This is a genomic window from Stenotrophomonas sp. Steno-C18, assembly GCF_056393195.1.
In genome coordinates this window covers 416,134-434,732 of the sequence record NZ_JBWJOX010000004.1, presented here as the reverse complement: position 1 = coordinate 434,732, position 18,599 = coordinate 416,134, and the positions used below count along the sequence as shown (strand labels likewise).

The window sequence follows — 18,599 nt, the reverse complement described above, 5'->3', positions numbered from 1 at the left end:
AACCCCTCCTGCCCTGCAGCAAGGGACACGCCGCGCGCCACATCCACGACCTTCGCCGCGCCTCCGCCGGCGGCGGCCACGGCATCGAATGCTCCTGCAGCCATACGGCCCGCCATCCCGACTTTGAACGGGCATTGGCCGAGTGGGAGCTGATGCACGGCCAGCCGGCAAGGCCCAAGCGCGTTCGCCGCAGTGCCCCGGCGCTGGCCTTCCCCCCGCAGATGCAGCTCTGTCTCTGAGGCCCTTATGACCCAGGCCGCACAGTGCGAAAGGCTGCTCACGGCGCTCACCAACCGCGCCATGACCGCGGTGGAGATTTTCCAAGAACTCGGCATCTACCGCGCCAGCGCGCGGGTGCACGACCTGCGGGCGGACGGCCATGTCATCCATTCCACCCGCATCACCGTCCACAACAAGTTCGGGGAGCCCTGCCTCGTCGCCCAGTACAGCATCCCGACGAACCAGAAGCTCCTCATTCCGATGATGCCGGGCCGCGCCCGGTACAGCCACCGCCCAAGCCGCAAGGAGCCCAGCGCGTGAACGACAAGACCTCAGATAACCGCGCGCAGCGCGCGATCCCGGCCATGACCGGAGCCGTCAATCTGCTCAACAAGCTGCTGGGCAGCGGCGACATAAAGGCGAGCCACAAGGCCCGCTTGCGCACCGTCCTGGCGTACATCACGGACATGCAGCAGCGCGAGAGTGAGACCCCCGCAGCGCAGGAGGCGGTGGACTTCTACGTCTGCGACCACTGCGGATATCACTACATGGAAGACGGCATCACCTGCGACTGCAATGCCCGTTCCACGCCGGGGGCGCTGCGCCACGTTCGCATGGCCCCCGTCGCCGCAGCGCCGGTTGAGTTGCAGAGTGCTGCACGTTTCGCAGCCGACGTGCTTAGTGAGCTGTATGCAAAGTACCAACACAAGATCGGGCCGTTCGCGTCGCAAGCGCAACGCGCAAACGTGATGCTCGGAGCCGCGCTGCGTGCAAGCCCCCCCGCAGCGCCGGGGATCGACCTCGCCGACGTTTCGCTAGCCGCGCAAATGCTGACGTGGGGCCGGGAGGAAGGCCTGACTGAATCCCAAATCGCCGAGATAGACGCGCACGCTCACAAGCTCTTTGCACGGATCGACGCCAGCCCCAAGGGCGACGACGTGGCGGACACACTGCGCAAGCTACTGGGTGAGCGCAGCCATCGCACCGATGGCGATCTCAAAACGCTGGCCGACCGCTGCCTGCACCTGTCCCGAGGGGACCGCGACCTGATCGCAATGCGGGGCAAGATCATCGAGCGTCTGCAGGACAGCCCCAAGGGCGGCAACGATGCATTGCAATGGGCGGTCAGCAGGTGGAACGCTGAGGTTTGCAATCGACCTTTGGTTAACGTCCACCGTCGCAGTTTGGATGACGCGTGGAGGCAAGTTATCCGCCACCTTGGTGGCGATGACGTGACATTGTGCGGCCCGCGCCACGACGACCTACTAGCCGCAACGCAGGCCACCAGCGCCGAGGTGGGGTCGTGAGCGTTGATTTCCCGAGAGGGTGGGAGATCACCCGAAGCGTTGCGCCCGAGTACCACCACAACCGGTGCAGCTACAACACGCACGGCATGCTCTGCGATTGCGACGTTCTGATGAAGCACCCCGAGCAGTTGGACGCTACGTTCTACGGTGCCGGCGGTCGTGTCATCCGAGCGGCCGACGAGCAGCCCACCAGCCACGGCGCGGGGGTGTCGGATGGCTGAGCGCGAACTTGCGTCAGTAGTCGATCTGCTGTGTAGCGAATCGAAGCCCGGCATTCAAGGCTTCTTCCAAGCTGGCGAAGTTCTCCCGAACGGGGGTCTTGAACGGCGGCAGATCGCTTATCTCAACAACGTGGACAAAGGCCTCGCCGCCTTCCGGCTGCCAAGCCTCCACGTAGATGTCCTTGCCGTAGTACGAGGTGACCAACTGGTCGCGACGAATCTCAGGGGGCATGTCGAGTTCCTATCCGGGGGCCAGCCCGCATTCTGCCACGGGGTGTCCCATGGATGACCAGCAGCGCGCCAGGGAGTTGCTGGCGACGGAGTACGACCGTGACGGCCTGTTTGATTCCGCTCGATTCATTAGGACGAACCGAATGGACCCGCACCTGGGATGGACGCGGGACGTAAACGCGGCCATCGCTGCCATCACCGCCGCCCTGCGCGCTGCGCCGGAGGCCGTAGCCCTTCGGACTGCAATGACGACGCTGGAGCAGATCGCGAGCGCCCCCGATGACCAGGGCGCGAAGTTCAATGCGATGGGCGCGCTGCGGTTCCTGCAGACGCAGCCGGTAGAGTTTAGCGCCGAGCCGGAGGGCTGGAGCTTCCAGCGTCAGGACGATGGCTCGATCATCGTGACAGCGAACGGCTATGGCGTCGTGCATGTGCGGCCTGACGACAGCGACAGCATCGCGGCTGCAATGCTGCATCTTCTTGCAAACGATCTCGCTGCCCGCCCGCAGGGGGTGAAGGATGCACGGTGATCGCATTCTCGCGCACATGAATGACTACGGCCGCCGGCACGCCGACTGGAGTGTCGGTGCGCATGACCACTGGGCATCCAGTATCGCGGAAGCCGTCGGCGCTACAACGCGCAGCACTGCTGTCGCCCTGACGCACCTGTGCAGTCGCGGCCTTGTCGAGTCCAAGCTGTGCAAGGCGGGCGGGAAGCTCTATGCGCTGACGGACAAGGGGATTGCGGACAGCCCGCAGGAGGCGAGCGATGCGTGAGCTAGAACCTCAGAGAGCCGTCGCAACCGACGCCAGTGACTGCGGCAAGCTGCCCTTCGATGAAGTTGGTGGCCTCCGTCATAGTGGGGAACTCGGCAGGGCCGAAGGTGTGCACACGAACCGCATCCTGCGCCAAGTGGCGGGCGGAGATGATCATCTCCTCAGGTCCATCGGCCGCACGGTCCACGTACGCGTGCAGCTGCCAACCATCGACGTATCTGATCATCCGCTCCTCGGCGATGCGTCCTCACGTACCAGCGTCCAAAACGCGCGCGGCGCTGTCAATAGGAGTGACCTATGAGCGCTGCTGAAGCGATCGACCACGTAGCAGTAGGCCACGAGCTGGCGCGCAAGGTCGGCATCAATCTGGACAAGGCCCGGCCGCGGACCCGCCGCATGTGGGAGGCGCGCGGCCTGGCCGTGATCGCGCTCGCCCGCGGCGACCTTGCTGAGGCCCAGAAGATCATGCGGCCATTCAATCGCAACAAGAGCGCCCGTGTGCCGCTGGAAGGAGAGAGGGCATGAAGCTGATGCTGGCCCAGAAGTGGGCGGAGAAGTACTTCGATGAAGACAGCCGACCAGACCAAAAGCTGATCGGCCGCTGGTGCCGCGAAGGTCGCCTCCCGTGCCAGAAGGTCGTCGGCCAGTGGTATATCGATGAACACGCCTGGCTGGCCGGTGGTGACGACCTGGTCGCCAGCGTACTGGCGGCGGCGTAACTTGCCATGATGGGACGTGCACGCCATCCGAGCCGCCGCGACTGGCCGGCCAACCTCTATGCCCACCGCGACGGGTTCAAGTATCGGCACCCGATCACCCGGAAAGAGCACTCCATGGGCAAGGACAAGGCCAAGGCCTTCGCCGCCGCCAAGAAGCTCAACGCCCTGCTGATGCCAGGAAATGACCTGGTGGGCAAGGTGCTGACCCCTGGCGAGACGGTGGCCGATGCCATCAAGGTGTTCAGGACCGACGACATCCCCGGCCGGAAGTGGGCGCCGAAGACCGCCGAGGTCTACGAAAGCGTGATTCGCCGGATCGATGCTGGGCTGGGCGGTACCGCGGTCGCTGACGTGACCGTGAAGGCTTGCGCCACCTTCATTCGGGAGGTCACCGAGTCCGAGCGCGCGCGCCAGCAGTTCCGGCTGGTGCTGGGCTGGATTCTGGCCTGTGCGGTCGAGGAAGGCTGGATCGACACCAACCCCGCGCTGTCCACCCGCAAGTTCTCCCACAGCCGCAAGCGTGAGCGGCTGACGATCGACGTCTACCGCGCTATCTGGGACCACGCGCCGCAATGGGTGCGCAATGCCATGGACCTTTCGCTACTGACGCTGCTGCGCCGGGAAGACGTGGTATCGGCCAGGTTCGCTGACGTGCGCGATGGCGCGCTCTGGGTGGTGCCGTCGAAGACCGAGGGCTCCACCAACGTCCGCCTTCAGATCGCAGCCACCGGCCCGCTTGGCGAGCTGCTTGCCCGCTGCCGTGATTCGGTCGTGTCGCCCTACCTCATCCACCGGCTGCCCGAGAAGGCGCGGCCCAGCAACATGCGGGCCAAGGGCCGGGATCACCACACCCAGGTGCTGCCTGAGCAGCTGTCGCGCGCGTTCGCTGCAGCCCGAGACGCCGCCGGCATCGAAGCGGACAACCCGCCGACCTTCCATGAGATCCGAAGCCTGGGCGGTGCCTTGTTGAAGGAAGCCGGCTGGACGAATGAGCAGATCCAGGCGCTGATGGGCCACAGCAACGTAGCCATGACCGAGCACTATCTGGGCGGTCACGAAGCCCCATGGCAAGCCGTCAGCACCGGCATTTCGTTGCCCAAGTAGTGGACGCATAGTGGACACTTAGTGGCCATAACGAAAAAGGGCTCGCGACGTAAGCCGCAAGCCCTTGTTCTTATTGCAGTAATTGGTCGGGACGGCCGGATTCGAACCGACGACCCTCTGCCCCCCAGGCAGATGCGCTACCAGGCTGCGCTACGCCCCGAACATCTACTGCTTCGCCGTGAGGCGAGCCGGTGATTATACCGGCTTTCACATCGAAAAGTTCAGCGCCGCAGCAATTGCAGCACTTCTTCCAGCTCCATCCGCACCTGCTTGATGATCTGGTTGCTCAGTGCCGATTCTTCCTTGGCACCCTCGCCTTCCAGACGCAGTCGCGCGCCGCCGATGGTGTAGCCCTGTTCGTACAGCAGGCCGCGGATCTGCCGCACCATCAGCACGTCATGGCGCTGGTAGTAACGACGGTTGCCACGGCGCTTGGCCGGCTCAAGGCTGGGGAACTCGGTCTCCCAGTAGCGCAGCACGTGCGGCTTGACGTCGCACAGCTCGCTGACCTCACCAATGGTGAAGTAGCGCTTGGCCGGAATCGGCGGAAGTTCGCGGTTACTGCCCGGATCCAGCATATGCCTCCACCCGCTCCTTGAGCTTCTGGCCCGGACGGAAGGTGACCACCGTACGGGCGGAAATCGGAATTTCCTCGCCGGTCTTGGGGTTGCGGCCCGGGCGCTGGTTCTTGCGCCGCAGGTCGAAGTTACCGAAACCGGACAGCTTTACCTGACGTCCCTGTTCCAACGCATCACGCAACACATCGAAGAACGCGTCGACAAATTCTTTGGCCTCACGCTTGTTCAGACCGACCTCGTCGAACAACCGGTCCGCCATCTCCGCCTTGGTCAATGCCATGCCTGCTCCCTGTATCCCGCCTCAGCCACGGATCTTTGCGCCGTGCCCGTGATCGATCGCCGCCACCACATCGGTGACCACGGCCTCCACGTCACGGTCCGTCAGGGTGCGCGATTTGTCTTGCAGAATCAAGCCCATAGCCAAGCTCTTGAAACCCGGTTCGACGCCCTGCCCGACATACCGGTCAAACAGCACGACATCCCGCAGCAGTTCGCCGCCGGCCTGGCGGATCGTCGCCGCCAAGTCAGTCCAGCTGACCTGTTCAGCCACCAGCACCGCCAGGTCGCGGCGCACCGCCGGGAAGCGCGACAACTCGCCCGAACGCGGCAGGTTGCGCGCGGCCAACGGCGCCAGGTCCAGCTCGAAGCCGATCACGTCGACGTCAATGTCCATCGCCTTGGCCAGGCGCGGGTGCACCTGACCGATCCAACCGATGCACTGGCCGTCGCGCCAGACGTCGGCCGAACGCGCCGGATGGGCGTACGGACGCTGCGAGGCGCGGAACTCCAGCACCGCCCCGGAGGCATGTGCCAGCGACTCCAGGTCGCCCTTCAGGTCATGGAAATCGACCTTGCGCGCCTTCTCGCCCCACTGCAGGGCGGCGGCATCGCCGCACACCGCAGCGGCCACGCGCACGGTTTCCAGCGGTGCGGGCTGGCCGTCGCCCGCCTGCCGGGCGAATACGCGGCCGATCTCGAACAGTCGTACACGCCCCACCTGGCGGGCCACGTTGCGGCCCAGCGTGGCCACCAGGCCCGGCAGCAGCAGCGGGCGCATCACCGCCAGCTCGGCCGACAGCGGGTTGGCCAGCGGCACCAGCCCTTCGTCCTGCCGCCACTGCGACAGCAGCTGCGCATCGACGAAGGCGAAGTTGATGGTTTCCAGCATCTCGCGCGCCACCAGCTGGCGACGCACGCTCAGCTCGTCCAGGCGGGTTTCGCTGGGCATGGCGATGCGCGCGGCGCCTCCAGGCAAGGTGGTCGGGATCGTCTCGTAGCCGTGGATGCGGGCCAGCTCCTCGATCAGGTCCTCCTCGATGGCGATATCGAAGCGGCTGCTCGGGCCGGTCACACGCCAGCCGTCCGCCGCGGCTTCGACCTGCATGCCCAGCGCACGCAGGATGCGCTCGACTTCTGCATCGGCGATCTGGATGCCCAGCACGCGCGGGATGCGCGCACGGCGCAGGCCGATCACGGCCGCCACCGGCAGGTCGGCTTCACGCACGGCCTCGGTGACCGGCGCCGGCGTGCCGCCGGCCAGGTCCAGCACCAGCCGGGTGGCGTATTCGATGGCGGTACGCGGCAACTGCGGGTCCACGCCACGCTCGAAGCGATGGCCGGCATCGGTATGCAGGCCCAGCTTGCGGCCACGGCCCATGATGGCGGCCGGCGCGAAGTGCGCGGCCTCCAGGAACACGTTGGTGGTGTCGTCGGTGACGCGGGTATCGAAGCCGCCCATCAGGCCGGCCAGGCCGACCGGACGGTCGGCGTCGGTCACCACCAGGAAGCTGTCATCCAGCGCCGCGTCGCGGCCGTCCAGCAGCTTGATCGACTCACCGGCGCGCGAACGGCGCACGCCGATGCTGCCCTTGAGCGTGTCCAGGTCATAGGCGTGCATCGGCTGGCCCAGCTCCAGCATCACGTACTGGGTGATATCCACCAGCAGCGATACCGGGCGCACGCCACTGCGGCGCAGGCGCTCGGCCATCCACAACGGCGTGGTGGCGCGGGCGTTGACGCCTTCGATCACGCGGCCGAGGTAGCGCGGCGCTTCGGCACCGGCGTCGAGTTGGATCGCCAGCTCGCGCGAACCCTGCGCGGCAACGGCATCGGCCGCGAACGGCTTCACTTCACTGCGGGTGGCCGCGGCCACGTCGAAGGCGATGCCGCGCACGCTGAAGCAGTCGGCGCGGTTCGGGGTGAGCTTGATCTCGATGCTCGCGTCCGGCAGGCCGAGGTAATCGACCAGCGACGTACCAACCGGCGCGTCGTCCGGCAACTCCAGCAGGCCGGAGGCGTCGTTATCCAGGCCCAGCTCCTTGGCCGAGCACAGCATGCCGTTGGACTCCACGCCACGCAGCTTGGCCGGCTTGATCTTCAGCTCGCCGATCTGCGCGCCCACCATCGCCAGCGGCGCGACCAGGCCCGGGCGCGCGTTCGGCGCACCACAGACGATCTGCAACAGTTCACCCTGCCCGGCATCGACCTTGCACACCTGCAGGCGGTCGGCCTCCGGGTGGCGCACGGCCTCGACGATGCGCGCGACGACCACGTTGTCCAAGCCATCACCCAGCGCGGTGACTTCCTCGACCTCCAGGCCGATGGCGGTCAACACCGCGCTCAGTTCGTCGCGCGAAGCGGTGGTCGGTACGTGGCTGCGCAGCCAGCTTTCGGAGAATTTCATGTTGTCACCCTGATGGGAGGCCGGGCCTCCCGTTGCGGTTTCTTTTGTGCCGGCGCCCAGCGCATTGCGCCCGGGGCGGACCGACGTTCAAGCGTTGCCGGGCATGGCCCGGCACGACGGCCCGTCGCTTACGCGAACTGCTTGAGGAAGCGCACGTCGTTCTCGAAGAACGCGCGCAGATCATTCACCCCGTAACGCAGCATCGCGAAGCGCTCCACGCCCAGCCCGAAGGCAAAGCCGGTGTAACGCTCCGGATCGATGCCCACGCTGCGCAGCACGTTCGGGTGGACCATGCCGCAGCCCAGCACTTCCAGCCAGCGGGTGCTGCCATCGGGCTGCTGCCAGGCGATGTCCACTTCCGCACCCGGCTCCACGAACGGGAAATAGCTCGGGCGGAAACGCATCTCGAAATCGCGCTCGAAGAACGCACGCACGAACTCGGACAGCGTGCCCTTGAGGTCGGCGAAGGTGGAATGCTCGTCCACCAGCAACCCTTCGACCTGATGGAACATCGGCGAGTGGGTCTGGTCGCTGTCACTGCGGTACACCTTGCCGGCGGCGATCATGCGCAACGGCGGCGCGTGGTCGCCCATGTAGCGCACCTGCACACCGGAGGTATGCGTGCGCAGCAGGCGGCCGTCGCCGAAATAGAAGGTGTCGTGCATGGCACGCGCCGGATGGTGCGGCGGGAAGTTCAGCGCCTCGAAGTTGTGCCAGTCGTCCTCGATTTCCGGCCCTTCGGACAGCTCGTAGCCCAGGCGACCGAAGATCTCGGTGATGCGCTCCAGCGTACGCGTCACCGGATGCAGGCCACCGCGCTCGCCATGGCGACCCGGCAGGGTGACGTCGATGTGCTCGGACGCCAGGCGCGCATCCAGGGCGGCATCTTCGAGCAGCACCTTGCGCTCGGCCAGCGCGGTGGACACCGCGTCGCGGGCGACATTGATCGCCTCGCCGGCGGCCTTGCGCGCGTCCGGCGGCAGGGTGCCCAGCTGCTTGAGCTGCGCGGTGATGCTGCCACTCTTGCCCAGCAACGAAACGCGCAGGTTTTCCAGCGTTTCCGGGTTCTGCGCGGCGGCCACGTCGGCCAGCGCCTGGGCGGTCAAGGATTGGATGTCACTCATGGAATCGACGGACCTCGGATCGGTTTGCCTTCAGCGGCCTCGCGCCGGGCCGACCCCGTCGCACCGCAGACCCTCCACCACCCCAACAGCACTGGAAGGCCACAAAAAAGAATGGGGAAGGACTCGCGCCCTTCCCCATGCATTGTCTCACTCAGGCCGCCGTGCGTGAACGCACGATGGCCATGGGAAGAACTTATGCCGCCAGTGCGCCCTTGGCCTTTTCTGCCAGAGCGGCAAAACCGGCTGCGTCGTGCACGGCGATATCAGCCAGGACCTTACGGTCCAGGGTGATGCCAGCCTTCAGCAGGCCGTTCATGAAACGGCTGTAGCTCAGGCCGTTGATGCGGGCAGCCGCATTGATGCGGGTGATCCACAGCGAACGGAAATTGCGCTTCTTCTGCTTACGACCAATGTAGGCGTACTGCTGTGCCTTGATGACCGCCTGCTTGGCGACGCGGAAAACCTTGCGACGGGCGTTGTAATAGCCCTTGGCGAGATCCAATACTTTCTTGTGGCGGCGGCGCGCCTGCACACCACGCTTAACTCGTGCCATGGTTCAGTTCCTCAGAGGTAGGGCAGCATGCGGTCCAGACGGCCTGCGTCTTCTGCGCGGACGTGGTTCGTCTGACGCAGGTTACGCTTCCGCTTGGTCGCCTTCTTGGTGAGGATGTGGCTACGGTTGGCGTGGCCAGCCTTGTACTTGCCGGAAGCGGTCTTGCGGAAACGCTTGGCCGCCGCCCGGTTGGTCTTGATCTTGGGCATTGCTATGTCCTTGATGGTCTCTTTTCACTGGCTGGGCGGTGGCCGTGGCCACGCTTTCCGTCCTTGCCCTTGCCTGTCTAAAGCCCACACTCCCCGAGGGAGGCAGGCAGGTCCTGTTTTGACGCAAACAACAAACCCGGCGAACCGGGCCGCCCATTATGCCTTTCCTTCCAGTCGCTTGCAAACGCGAGTCGACAAGGACGGGATTCTGGCTGAACGAGAAAGCAAACGGGGAGGCGGCGCTAGCCCCTCCCTGTTCAGCAAAGCGAAGGCCCGAAGGCCGCCGGCTTACTTCTTCTTCGGCGCGATCATCATCACCATCTGCCGGCCTTCCAGGCGCGGACGCGATTCGATGACGATGTCCTCGCCCAGATCGGTCTCGATGCGGGTCGCCATCTCGCGGCCCAGCTCCTGGTGGCTCATTTCACGGCCACGGAAGCGGATGTTGACCTTGACCTTGTCGCCCTCTTCGAGGAAGCGGCGCATGTTGCGCAGCTTGATCTGGTAGTCGCCCTCGTCCGTGACCGGACGGAACTTCACTTCCTTGATCTCGACCTGCTTGGTCTTCTTCTTGGCCTCGTTGGCCTTCTTCTGCATCTCGAACTTGAACTTGCCGAAGTCCATGATCTTGCAGACAGGCGGGTCGGCCTGCGGCTGGATTTCGACCAGGTCCAGGCCTTCTTCCTCGGCCATCGACAGCGCTTCGTCGCGCGACAACACGCCAATCATCTCACCGTCACTGCCGATCACGCGGACGCGCGGCACACGGATTTCATGATTACGACGGTTCTGTTTGTTGTCAGGGGTACTGATATTGCAATCTCCGAATGGAATCGAACCGGCCCCGGCGGACGTATCCGCGGGGCCGGGGCTCTTGCTTACTTCAATTCAGCCTGCAGCCGCTCGACGAAGGCTTCCACCGACATCGAACCGAGGTCCTCACCCGACCGGGTGCGGACAGCCACGGCGCCGTTTTCCTTTTCGCGGTCACCCACGACCAACAGATAGGGCACCCGCTGCAGGGTATGCTCGCGAATCTTATAGCCGATCTTTTCGTTGCGCAAATCGGCGTCAACCCGGAAGCCTTGATTTGCAAGGGTTTTGCGAACCTGCTCGACGTATTCGGCCTGAGCGTCGGTGATATTGGCCACCACCACCTGTACCGGGGCCAGCCAGGTCGGGAATGCGCCAGCGTGGTGCTCGATCAGGATGCCCAGGAAGCGCTCCATCGAGCCAACGATGGCGCGGTGCAGCATGACCGGGTGCTTCTTCTGGCTGTTCTCGTCCACGTACTCGGCGCCGAGGCGGCCGGGCATCATGAAATCGACCTGCATCGTGCCCAGCTGCCAGGTACGGCCGATGGCGTCCTTCAGGTGGTACTCGATCTTCGGGCCATAGAAGGCACCCTCGCCCGGCAGCTCCTGCCACTCCACGCCGCAGTGGGTCAGCGCCGAACGCAACGCGCCTTCGGCCTTGTCCCAGGTCGCGTCATCGCCCAGGCGCGATTCCGGGCGCAGCGCGATCTTGATCTGGATGTCATCGAAGCCGAAGTGCTGGTACACCGCCAGCGCCTGCTGGTGGAACGCGGTCACCTCCGCCTCGATCTGGTTCTCGGTGCAGAAGATGTGGCCATCGTCCTGGGTGAAACCGCGCACGCGCAGGATGCCGTGCAGCGCGCCGGACGGCTCGTTGCGATGGCACGAACCGAACTCGCCATAGCGGATCGGCAGGTCGCGGTAGCTGTGCAGGCCCTGGTTGAACACCTGCACGTGGCCCGGGCAGTTCATCGGCTTGACCGCGTAGGTGCGCTTCTCCGATTCGGTGAAGAACATGTTGTCCTGGTAGTTGTCCCAGTGGCCGGACTTCTTCCACAGGCTCACGTCCAGGATCTGCGGGCAACGCACTTCACCGTAACCGCTGTCACGGTAGACCTTGCGCATGTACTGCTCGACCACCTGCCAGATCGACCAGCCCTTCGGGTGCCAGAACACCAAGCCCGGGGCCTCTTCCTGCAGGTGGAACAGGTCCTGCTGCTTGCCGATGCGGCGGTGGTCGCGCATCTCGGCTTCCTCGATGCGCTTGATGTACGCCTCGAGCTGCTTCTTGTCGGCCCAGGCCGTGCCGTAGATGCGCTGCAGCTGCTCGTTCTTGGCATCGCCGCGCCAGTACGCGCCGGAGATGCGCATCAGCTTGAAGGACTTCAGGAAGCGCGTGTTCGGCACGTGCGGGCCACGGCACATGTCCACGTATTCCTGGTGGTAGTACATGCCCATCGCGGTGACGTCCTCGGACATGTCCTCGATCAGGCGCAACTTGTACTCCTCGCCACGGGCCTTGAAGATCTCCACCACTTCCGCGCGCGGCGTCATCTTCTTGATGACGTCGTAGTCCTGCGCGATCAGCTCGGCCATGCGCTTCTCGATCGCCGCCATGTCATCCGGCGTGAACGGGCGCTCGTTGTAGATGTCGTAGTAGAAGCCCTCGGCGATGACCGGGCCGATCACCATCTTGGCGTCCGGGTAGAGCTGCTTGACCGCATGACCGACCAGGTGGGCGCAGGAGTGGCGGATGATCTCCACACCCTCCTCGTCCTTGGCAGTGATGATGCGCAGCGAGGCATCGTGGTCGATCACGTCGCTGGCATCGACCTGCACGCCATCCACGGCACCGGCAATGGTGGCCTTGGCCAGGCCGGCACCAATGGATTGGGCCACGTCCATGACGCTGACCGGGTTTTCGAACTGACGGACGCTGCCGTCGGGGAGAGTGATGTTGATCATGGGATTCACCTGGAGTCACGACCCGGCGGACGGGCCTGGAAACAGCCCGACGGGCGGCTTCGATGGGGATTTGCGGGCAATAAAAAAGCGCCACGACGGCGCCTGGGATCAGGGCGGTGGCGGAAGATCAGCGATGGGCAGTGGTAGTGCTCATGTCACACTCTCGGCCGGCGCGTTGGCGCGGGCCACCTGTCAGCCGGGAAACTGGCCCGATTCTAGCGCAAAACACGCCCGCTGGCCGCCCCTCCCAGCCTCGACAATCCCGAAGAGCGGAAAACAAAAAGCCCCGCGTAGCGGGGCTTTTCTTCTACTGGAGCGGGAAACGAGACTCGAACTCGCGACCTCAACCTTGGCAAGGTTGCGCTCTACCAACTGAGCTATTCCCGCATGTTTTTCTACAACTCGTCACGATTGCTCGGGACGTTGAATGGAGGCCTGGGTCGGAATCGAACCGGCGTACGCGGATTTGCAATCCGCTGCATAACCACTCTGCTACCAGGCCAAACTCTTTACAGGCTGACCAGAAGAACCTTCTGACCATTAAAAAACCCCGCCAGGGGTTTTTCGGAATTTTGGAGCGGGAAACGAGACTCGAACTCGCGACCTCAACCTTGGCAAGGTTGCGCTCTACCAACTGAGCTATTCCCGCTTGGGATGCCGTGCATTCTACAGACTTCGTAACAATTGCACCAGCTTTTTAACAAATTTCTTCACAGCGACCGGAGAGCTATCGCACTCCGCAAGGCCCCTGGACGGGCTTGCCAGTACCTCCGGAAAACCCCTCACGCATCCTGTCGAAAACAACGTTCTTCTCGACATTGGAGCGGGAAACGAGACTCGAACTCGCGACCTCAACCTTGGCAAGGTTGCGCTCTACCAACTGAGCTATTCCCGCTTGGGAGGCGAAATTCTACATGCATTCGCCTACCTGTCAACCACCTTTTTCCGGGTCTGTTCGCGTGCCACCCGCTCGTCTTCGCGCAGGCTGGGCCAGGCGGCATGCAGGTACTGCACGCCGGAAACCAGCGTCAGCAACGCGGCGATCGCCAGCATCCAATCCCCGATATGGAAAATGGGCGCCCCCATCCAGATCGCGGTGAATGGCGTGTTCGGCGACACCGAATACAGCAGGCACAACAAGGCGACCATCTGCGCGGTGGTCTTGACCTTGCCGATCATCGCCACCCGCACTTTGGCACGCTGGCCAATCTCGGCCATCCACTCGCGCAACGCCGACACCGCGATCTCCCGGCCGACGATCACCGCCGCCCAGAACGCCATCCACGGCGTGGGATGTCCCTGCACGATCAGGAACAGCGCCACGGCCACCATCAGCTTGTCAGCCACCGGATCCAGGAAGGCCCCGAACGCGGAATGCTGTTCGTAGCGCCGGGCCCACCAGCCATCCAGCCAGTCGGTGATGGCCGCTAGGCCGAAGATCGCCGCCGAGGCAAAATTGGTCCAGGCGTACGGGAGATAGAACACCAGGACCAACACCGGGATCATCAGGATCCGCAGCAGCGTCAGCCAGGTGGGGATGGTCAATTTCATTGAAACGTTACTCCGCTGCCGAATCGGACACCGACAGACCATGAAGGTTAGCGTAGATACGCGCGGCCAGGGCGTCGTTGATGCCTTCCACCCGTGCGATCTCGGCTTCACCGGCGGCCTTGAGCCCGGCCATGCCGCCGAAATGCTTGAGCAGGTTGGCGCGACGGCGCGGACCGATGCCGGGGATATCCTCCAGCTTGCTGGTCATGCGCGCCTTTTGCCGCCGCCCGCGATGGCCGGTGATGGCGAAGCGGTGCGCTTCATCGCGCACCTGCTGAATGAACTGCAACGCCGGCGAGGCCGCACCCGGGCGGACCTCGCGCCCGTCCGGCAGCACCAATGCCTCGTGGCCGGCCCGGCGTTCCACGCCCTTGGCCACGCCCACCAGCATCACCCCCTCCACGCCGAGGTCGGCCAGGGCGGCCTGCGCCTGCGCCAACTGGCCGGCACCACCATCGATCAGCAGCACGTCGGGCAGCACGCCGCCCTCCTCCACCGCGCGCCGGAAACGGCGATCGATGGCCTGGTGCATGGCGGCGTAGTCGTCACCGGGTTCGATGCCACTGATGTTGTAGCGCCGGTACTGCGCACGCACGGGGCCGGCCGCGTCGAACACCACGCACGAGGCCACCGTCGCTTCGCCCATCGTATGGCTGATGTCGAAACACTCCACGCGCTTGACCGGCTCGGGCAGCCCCAGCATGTCCCGCACTGCCTCGCTGCGTGCATGCTGGGCACCACGGCTGTCCATCTCCGCGACCAGGGTGATCTGCGCATTGCGGCTGGCCAGCTCGACATAGCCGGCGCGTTCACCGCGCACGTTCCACTTCAGCGCCACCTTGCGCTCGGCCGAGGCACTGAGGGCGGCCTCGATCATCTGCGCATCGGGGATCTCACGGTCCAGCAGCACTTCCGGCGGCGGGCCGTGCTCGATGTAGTACTGCGAGACGAATGCCGCCAGCACTTCCTCGGCACTGTCCTCGCCATTGGTGCGCGGAAAGAACGCGCGTGTCCCCAGGTTGCGGCCATCGCGGAAGGCCAGCAGCATCACGCAGGCACTTGCGCCCTGGGTCGCACAGGCCAGCACGTCCAGGTCCGCCGCACGCCCGTCCACGTACTGGCGGTTCTGCATGCTGCGCAGCGACGCCACCAGGTCACGCAGGCGCGCGGCACGCTCGAACTGCAGGGCATCACTGGCCTGCTGCATGGCCTGCACCAGCTCGTCGGCCAGCTGGTCGCTCTTGCCCTCCAGGAACATCGCGGCCTGGCGCACCGACTCGTCGTAGTCCTGTTGTGGCACCAGTTCCACGCAGGGCGCGCTGCAGCGGCCGATCTGGTACTGCAGGCACGGCCGCGAACGGTTGCGGAACACGCTGTCCTCGCAACTGCGCAGCTTGAACAGCTTGTGCATGAGGCTCAGCGTCTCGCGGACCGCACCCACGCCCGGATAGGGGCCGTAGTAGCGCCCGGGGATCGCCCGGGGGCCACGGTGCAGGGCGATGCGTGGCCACTGCTCGCGCGTCAGCAGCACCTGCGGGTAGGTCTTGTCGTCGCGCAGGGACACGTTGTAGCGCGGCGTCAGCGACTTGATCAGCTGGTTTTCCAGCAGCAGCGCCTCGGCCTCGGTGCGGGTGACGGTGACGTCCATCCGCGCGACCTGCGAGAGCATCATCATGATGCGCGTGCTCTTGGGCGAGCCGTTGAAGTAGCTGCCCACGCGCTTGCGCAGCGCGCCGGCCTTGCCGACGTACAGCAGGGTGTCGTCGGCGGCGTACATCCGATACACGCCGGGCGCGGTACTCAGCGCCGCCGCAAAGGCCTTGCCATCGAACGCGGGGGGGCTTTCCTGCTTCATCCTTCGATCGGCACGTCGCTCAGCTCGCCGCTGAGCGGGTCGAAACGCAGCACCGAATGCGCATCGGTCTCGGCGATCCAGATCGCGCCGGCCGCCAGGCCCAGCGCACATGGCCCATGCAGGCGCCGTGGCAGGTTGACCGTGGCCAGGTCGCCGCCGCCCAGGCGCAGGGTGCGCAAGGTACCGTTGCCGGAATCGGCGATCCACAGCATTGGCGAATCCGGGCCCTTGGCGATCGCCATCGGGAACTGCAGGCGGGCGTTCAGGCGCGGGCCGTCGACGTTGCCCGATTCCCAGGGGCCCTGCCCGACCAAGGTCTGCACCAGGTCGTTGCGCAGTTGCACCGAGCGGATCGCCGAGCCCAGCGAATCACACACGTACAGGGTCTGCTGCACCGCCACCACGCTGGTCGGCTGCGCGAACGCGGCCAGGTGACCGCTGCCATCACGCACTTCGACCGGACCTGCGCCCGAGCGCCAACGCAGCTCGCGGGTGCCCAGGTCATAACTCCAGATATGGTTGTCGCCAGCCATGGCGATGTGGACCTGGTTGTCGGCCACGGCGACGTCGGCCGGGTGGTTGAGCGGGCTGTCCCATGGCTGCGCCAGCACCCCGGCGCGCGGGTCGCCCACGCGTCCGGTGCCGCACAGGGTGTCGACCTGGCCACTGCTCAGGTTGATCCGACGCAGGGCATGGTTGCCGGTGTCGGCCACGTACAGTACGTCACGCACCAGCGCCAGGCCCTGCGGCCGATTGAAGGCCGCCTCACTCACGCCGCCGTTGATCAGATCGGCGCTGCCAAGGCCGAACTGGCGCAGCACGCGACCGGCGTGATTGCACTCCAGGATGCGATGGTTGCCGGTATCAGCCACATACAGGCGCTCTTCGGCGACCGCCAGGCCGGCCGGGAAGCGCAGCGGCAGGCGCGGCTCCGGGTTGATCTCGCGGGCGCCGTAGGCCTCCTCGTCCAACGGTTGCGCCACGCCATCACAGAGCGCGTTCAACACGCGCTCCGTGTCGCCGCCGGCACCACCGCCCACCAGACGCTCACGTTCCACGCCGTATGCATCAAGCAGCACCAGCGTCGGCCATGACTGCACGTCGAACGCACGCCAGGCATCCCATTGCGCATCCAGCACGATCGGGGCCGAGATGCCCTGCCGGCGCAGCAGCTTCAACGCCTGCTGCGGCTCACGTTCAAACTCGAAACGCGGCACCTGCACCACCACCAGCTGCAGCCGACCCGGATTGCGCGCCTGCCAGCCGGTCACCTCGGCCAGGCGTTGCATCGACCATATCGACGCGCCGTTGACGAAGGCAAGCGCCACAGGACAACCCCGCAGTTCCTGCAGGGTAGCGGGGGCGGCGTTGAGCCAGATGCCGGTCTTGGGCAGTTCCAGTAGGCGTTTTTCGTTCATGTCGGGATTATGCCGGAGTCGTCTCGCCGCAACAGGCGCTGGACGGTTGCCCGTGCGGCGGCATCGACCAGCGCCCAGCTCTGTTCAAAATCCTCCTGCCCACCGTAATACGGATCGGGCACCACCGTGGCCCCGGCAATACCGGCCCAGGGCAGCCACAGCACCGCGCGCTCACGCGCATGCTCGGGGGCCAGCGCCCGGGCCTCGGCCAGATTGTCATGATCGGCGCAGAGGATGTAGTCGAAATCGAAGAAATCCTCGCGGCGCAGCTGGCGACCACGCAAGCTCGAAATATCCACGCCGTGACGCCGCGCACAGGCTACCGCGCGTCGATCCGGCGGCTCGCCGGCGTGCCAGCCGGAGGTTCCCGCCGAGTCCACGCTGATCCAGTCCAGTCGCGCCTGCGCGATGCGGGCGCGCAGGGCCCCTTCGCCCATCGGCGAACGGCAGATGTTGCCCAGGCAGACCACCAACAGCTTCAAGGCGCTCCTCGCATCAGGGCATCGGCACGGGCCAGGTCCTCGGCAGTATCGATGCCGGGCGGGAACGGTGCAGGTGACAACGCCACCGCGATCCGGAACCCGGCCTCCAACACCCGCAACTGCTCCAGCGATTCGACCTGTTCCAGCATGCCCGGCGGCATCGCCGCGAACTGCTGCAGGAAGCCGGCACGATAGCCATAGATGCCGATATGGCGCAGCCAGCTGCCGGCCGGCAGCTCGTCCCGCGAGCGCGCGAACGCATCCCGATGCCACGGGATCGGTGCCCGGCTGAAATACAACGCGTCGCCGCCGGCAGTCCGCACCAGCTTGACCACGTTCGGATCGAACAGGGTCGGCGCGTCCTCGACCGGGGTGGCCAGCGTCGACATCGGCGCGCCACTGTCGGCCAGCACACTGGCGACGGCCTGGATACCCACCGCCGGGGCGAACGGCTCGTCGCCCTGCAGGTTGACCACGATCACGTCGTCCGCCCACCCGGCCTGCCGCGCACATTCGGCCAGACGATCAGTACCGGAGGCGTGGCCGGGATCGGTCATCGCGACATGGATGCCGTCCAGCCCAGCGACGGCATCGGCGATGCGCGCATCGTCGGTTGCCACCCAGACCTCGCGAGCACCGGCATCCAGCGCCCGTCGCGCGACATGCAGCACCATCGGCTCGCCGTGGATCAGCGCCAACGGCTTGCCGGGCAGACGGGTGGAGGCATAACGGGCCGGAATGGCCACGACGAACTCGGGAACCTGCTTCATTTGAACTCCTTGCATGCG

General features: G+C 65.4%; 24 protein-coding genes and 5 tRNA genes. 9 read left to right on the top strand and 20 right to left on the bottom strand.

Going from position 1 to position 18,599, the window contains the following annotated elements:
- From AC06FE_RS11395 to AC06FE_RS11380, 4 genes are all read left to right on the top strand, one after another.
- The coding region (locus AC06FE_RS11395; RefSeq protein ID WP_478073079.1) for a hypothetical protein at positions 1-239 on the top strand (239 nt) is incomplete at its 5' end.
- A 7-nt stretch (positions 240-246) separates the two neighbouring features.
- Positions 247-540, top strand: coding sequence for a helix-turn-helix domain-containing protein (locus AC06FE_RS11390; protein ID WP_478073078.1), 294 nt, complete (start codon positions 247-249; stop codon positions 538-540).
- Positions 537-1,526: a hypothetical protein gene (locus AC06FE_RS11385; protein WP_478073077.1), complete on the top strand. Its 990-nt coding sequence runs from the start codon at positions 537-539 to the stop codon at positions 1,524-1,526. The genes AC06FE_RS11390 and AC06FE_RS11385 overlap by 4 nt, the downstream gene beginning before the upstream one ends.
- Positions 1,523-1,747: a hypothetical protein gene (locus tag AC06FE_RS11380; RefSeq protein ID WP_478073076.1), complete on the top strand. Its 225-nt coding sequence runs from the start codon at positions 1,523-1,525 to the stop codon at positions 1,745-1,747. Before AC06FE_RS11385 ends, AC06FE_RS11380 begins: the two co-directional genes overlap by 4 nt.
- Positions 1,748-1,760: 13 nt before the next feature.
- Here AC06FE_RS11380 and AC06FE_RS11375 read toward each other — a convergent pair whose 3' ends face one another.
- Positions 1,761-1,979, bottom strand: coding sequence for a hypothetical protein (locus tag AC06FE_RS11375; RefSeq protein WP_478073075.1), 219 nt, complete (start codon positions 1,977-1,979; stop codon positions 1,761-1,763).
- 49 nt (positions 1,980-2,028) lie between these two features.
- Between AC06FE_RS11375 and AC06FE_RS11370 the strand changes: the two genes are divergently transcribed.
- A complete protein-coding gene (locus AC06FE_RS11370; protein WP_478073074.1) occupies positions 2,029-2,508 on the top strand; it encodes a hypothetical protein in 480 nt (159 codons plus the stop codon).
- A gap of 16 nt (positions 2,509-2,524) precedes the next feature.
- Positions 2,525-2,755: a hypothetical protein gene (locus tag AC06FE_RS11365; protein WP_478073073.1), complete on the top strand. Its 231-nt coding sequence runs from the start codon at positions 2,525-2,527 to the stop codon at positions 2,753-2,755.
- 1 nt (position 2,756) lies between these two features.
- Here the strand turns inward: AC06FE_RS11365 and AC06FE_RS11360 are convergent, their stop codons facing one another.
- Entirely contained in the window at positions 2,757-2,981 is a 225-nt protein-coding gene (locus tag AC06FE_RS11360) for a hypothetical protein (RefSeq protein WP_478073072.1), read from the bottom strand.
- A 71-nt stretch (positions 2,982-3,052) separates the two neighbouring features.
- Between AC06FE_RS11360 and AC06FE_RS11355 the strand changes: the two genes are divergently transcribed.
- The 3 genes from AC06FE_RS11355 to AC06FE_RS11345 are packed head-to-tail and all read left to right on the top strand — an operon-like array spanning position 3,053 to position 4,578.
- Positions 3,053-3,280: a hypothetical protein gene (locus AC06FE_RS11355; RefSeq protein WP_478073071.1), complete on the top strand. Its 228-nt coding sequence runs from the start codon at positions 3,053-3,055 to the stop codon at positions 3,278-3,280.
- Positions 3,277-3,474, top strand: a complete 198-nt coding sequence (locus tag AC06FE_RS11350) for a hypothetical protein (protein WP_478073070.1) — start codon at positions 3,277-3,279, stop codon at positions 3,472-3,474. The genes AC06FE_RS11355 and AC06FE_RS11350 overlap by 4 nt, the downstream gene beginning before the upstream one ends.
- 6 nt (positions 3,475-3,480) lie before the next feature.
- Positions 3,481-4,578, top strand: a complete 1,098-nt coding sequence (locus AC06FE_RS11345) for a tyrosine-type recombinase/integrase (RefSeq protein WP_478073069.1) — start codon at positions 3,481-3,483, stop codon at positions 4,576-4,578.
- 83 nt (positions 4,579-4,661) lie between these two features.
- On the opposite strand, the gene AC06FE_RS11340 is transcribed toward AC06FE_RS11345, so the two are convergent.
- From AC06FE_RS11340 to kdsB, 18 genes are all read right to left on the bottom strand, one after another.
- Positions 4,662-4,738, bottom strand: a tRNA-Pro gene (locus AC06FE_RS11340).
- Between the two features lie 61 nt (positions 4,739-4,799).
- Positions 4,800-5,156, bottom strand: a complete 357-nt coding sequence (locus tag AC06FE_RS11335; protein ID WP_132862880.1) for a MerR family transcriptional regulator — start codon at positions 5,154-5,156, stop codon at positions 4,800-4,802.
- Positions 5,137-5,436: an integration host factor subunit alpha gene (locus AC06FE_RS11330; protein WP_054657702.1), complete on the bottom strand. Its 300-nt coding sequence runs from the start codon at positions 5,434-5,436 to the stop codon at positions 5,137-5,139. The genes AC06FE_RS11335 and AC06FE_RS11330 overlap by 20 nt, the downstream gene beginning before the upstream one ends.
- Before the next feature lie 21 nt (positions 5,437-5,457).
- On the bottom strand, positions 5,458-7,839 hold the full coding sequence (gene pheT / locus AC06FE_RS11325; RefSeq protein ID WP_313254655.1) for a phenylalanine--tRNA ligase subunit beta: 2,382 nt from the start codon (positions 7,837-7,839) through the stop codon (positions 5,458-5,460).
- A 128-nt stretch (positions 7,840-7,967) separates the two neighbouring features.
- Positions 7,968-8,963 carry a phenylalanine--tRNA ligase subunit alpha gene (pheS, locus tag AC06FE_RS11320; RefSeq protein ID WP_132862878.1) on the bottom strand — a complete coding sequence of 332 codons (996 nt, stop codon included), beginning with the start codon at positions 8,961-8,963 and terminating at the stop codon, positions 7,968-7,970.
- Positions 8,964-9,156: 193 nt separating this feature from the next.
- A complete protein-coding gene (gene rplT, locus AC06FE_RS11315) occupies positions 9,157-9,516 on the bottom strand; it encodes a 50S ribosomal protein L20 (RefSeq protein WP_054657697.1) in 360 nt (119 codons plus the stop codon).
- An 11-nt stretch (positions 9,517-9,527) separates the two neighbouring features.
- A complete protein-coding gene (gene rpmI, locus AC06FE_RS11310; protein ID WP_010342861.1) occupies positions 9,528-9,725 on the bottom strand; it encodes a 50S ribosomal protein L35 in 198 nt (65 codons plus the stop codon).
- Between the two features lie 288 nt (positions 9,726-10,013).
- A complete protein-coding gene (gene infC, locus AC06FE_RS11305; protein WP_243694071.1) occupies positions 10,014-10,538 on the bottom strand; it encodes a translation initiation factor IF-3 in 525 nt (174 codons plus the stop codon).
- Between the two features lie 65 nt (positions 10,539-10,603).
- A complete protein-coding gene (gene thrS, locus AC06FE_RS11300; RefSeq protein ID WP_478073068.1) occupies positions 10,604-12,505 on the bottom strand; it encodes a threonine--tRNA ligase in 1,902 nt (633 codons plus the stop codon).
- Between the two features lie 311 nt (positions 12,506-12,816).
- Positions 12,817-12,892, bottom strand: a tRNA-Gly gene (locus AC06FE_RS11295).
- A gap of 41 nt (positions 12,893-12,933) precedes the next feature.
- A tRNA-Cys gene (locus AC06FE_RS11290) sits at positions 12,934-13,007 on the bottom strand.
- 71 nt (positions 13,008-13,078) lie between these two features.
- A tRNA-Gly gene (locus tag AC06FE_RS11285) sits at positions 13,079-13,154 on the bottom strand.
- A gap of 170 nt (positions 13,155-13,324) precedes the next feature.
- Positions 13,325-13,400 (bottom strand) — tRNA-Gly (locus tag AC06FE_RS11280).
- Positions 13,401-13,429: 29 nt separating this feature from the next.
- Positions 13,430-14,056: a CDP-diacylglycerol--glycerol-3-phosphate 3-phosphatidyltransferase gene (gene pgsA / locus AC06FE_RS11275; protein ID WP_192286173.1), complete on the bottom strand. Its 627-nt coding sequence runs from the start codon at positions 14,054-14,056 to the stop codon at positions 13,430-13,432.
- A 7-nt stretch (positions 14,057-14,063) separates the two neighbouring features.
- Positions 14,064-15,911 (bottom strand): excinuclease ABC subunit UvrC, encoded by a 1,848-nt coding sequence (uvrC, locus tag AC06FE_RS11270; RefSeq protein WP_478073067.1) that lies wholly within the window; start codon positions 15,909-15,911, stop codon positions 14,064-14,066.
- Positions 15,908-17,329 (bottom strand): hypothetical protein, encoded by a 1,422-nt coding sequence (locus AC06FE_RS11265; RefSeq protein ID WP_478073066.1) that lies wholly within the window; start codon positions 17,327-17,329, stop codon positions 15,908-15,910. The genes uvrC and AC06FE_RS11265 overlap by 4 nt, the downstream gene beginning before the upstream one ends.
- Positions 17,326-17,811 (bottom strand): low molecular weight protein-tyrosine-phosphatase, encoded by a 486-nt coding sequence (locus AC06FE_RS11260; protein WP_192286176.1) that lies wholly within the window; start codon positions 17,809-17,811, stop codon positions 17,326-17,328. The genes AC06FE_RS11265 and AC06FE_RS11260 overlap by 4 nt, the downstream gene beginning before the upstream one ends.
- Entirely contained in the window at positions 17,808-18,581 is a 774-nt protein-coding gene (kdsB, locus tag AC06FE_RS11255) for a 3-deoxy-manno-octulosonate cytidylyltransferase (RefSeq protein WP_192286177.1), read from the bottom strand. Before kdsB ends, AC06FE_RS11260 begins: the two co-directional genes overlap by 4 nt.
- Positions 18,582-18,599 lie beyond the last annotated feature (18 nt).

Excerpts from the sequence above, each read along its gene's own strand:
- AC06FE_RS11335 (WP_132862880.1), bottom strand. The coding sequence starts at position 5,156 with ATGCTGGATCCGGGCAGTAACCGCGAACTTCCGCCGATTCCGGCCAAG.
- AC06FE_RS11345 (WP_478073069.1), top strand. The coding sequence starts at position 3,481 with ATGATGGGACGTGCACGCCATCCGAGCCGCCGCGACTGGCCGGCCAAC.
- uvrC (WP_478073067.1), bottom strand. The coding sequence starts at position 15,911 with ATGAAGCAGGAAAGCCCCCCCGCGTTCGATGGCAAGGCCTTTGCGGCG.
- AC06FE_RS11350 (WP_478073070.1), top strand. The coding sequence starts at position 3,277 with ATGAAGCTGATGCTGGCCCAGAAGTGGGCGGAGAAGTACTTCGATGAA.
- AC06FE_RS11375 (WP_478073075.1), bottom strand. The coding sequence starts at position 1,979 with ATGCCCCCTGAGATTCGTCGCGACCAGTTGGTCACCTCGTACTACGGC.
- AC06FE_RS11265 (WP_478073066.1), bottom strand. The coding sequence starts at position 17,329 with ATGAACGAAAAACGCCTACTGGAACTGCCCAAGACCGGCATCTGGCTC.
- AC06FE_RS11360 (WP_478073072.1), bottom strand. The coding sequence starts at position 2,981 with ATGATCAGATACGTCGATGGTTGGCAGCTGCACGCGTACGTGGACCGT.
- AC06FE_RS11370 (WP_478073074.1), top strand. The coding sequence starts at position 2,029 with ATGGATGACCAGCAGCGCGCCAGGGAGTTGCTGGCGACGGAGTACGAC.
- rplT (WP_054657697.1), bottom strand. The coding sequence starts at position 9,516 with ATGGCACGAGTTAAGCGTGGTGTGCAGGCGCGCCGCCGCCACAAGAAA.
- kdsB (WP_192286177.1), bottom strand. The coding sequence starts at position 18,581 with ATGAAGCAGGTTCCCGAGTTCGTCGTGGCCATTCCGGCCCGTTATGCC.
- AC06FE_RS11355 (WP_478073071.1), top strand. The coding sequence starts at position 3,053 with ATGAGCGCTGCTGAAGCGATCGACCACGTAGCAGTAGGCCACGAGCTG.
- AC06FE_RS11330 (WP_054657702.1), bottom strand. The coding sequence starts at position 5,436 with ATGGCATTGACCAAGGCGGAGATGGCGGACCGGTTGTTCGACGAGGTC.
- rpmI (WP_010342861.1), bottom strand. The coding sequence starts at position 9,725 with ATGCCCAAGATCAAGACCAACCGGGCGGCGGCCAAGCGTTTCCGCAAG.
- pgsA (WP_192286173.1), bottom strand. The coding sequence starts at position 14,056 with ATGAAATTGACCATCCCCACCTGGCTGACGCTGCTGCGGATCCTGATG.
- pheT (WP_313254655.1), bottom strand. The coding sequence starts at position 7,839 with ATGAAATTCTCCGAAAGCTGGCTGCGCAGCCACGTACCGACCACCGCT.
- AC06FE_RS11390 (WP_478073078.1), top strand. The coding sequence starts at position 247 with ATGACCCAGGCCGCACAGTGCGAAAGGCTGCTCACGGCGCTCACCAAC.
- pheS (WP_132862878.1), bottom strand. The coding sequence starts at position 8,963 with ATGAGTGACATCCAATCCTTGACCGCCCAGGCGCTGGCCGACGTGGCC.
- thrS (WP_478073068.1), bottom strand. The coding sequence starts at position 12,505 with ATGATCAACATCACTCTCCCCGACGGCAGCGTCCGTCAGTTCGAAAAC.
- AC06FE_RS11365 (WP_478073073.1), top strand. The coding sequence starts at position 2,525 with ATGAATGACTACGGCCGCCGGCACGCCGACTGGAGTGTCGGTGCGCAT.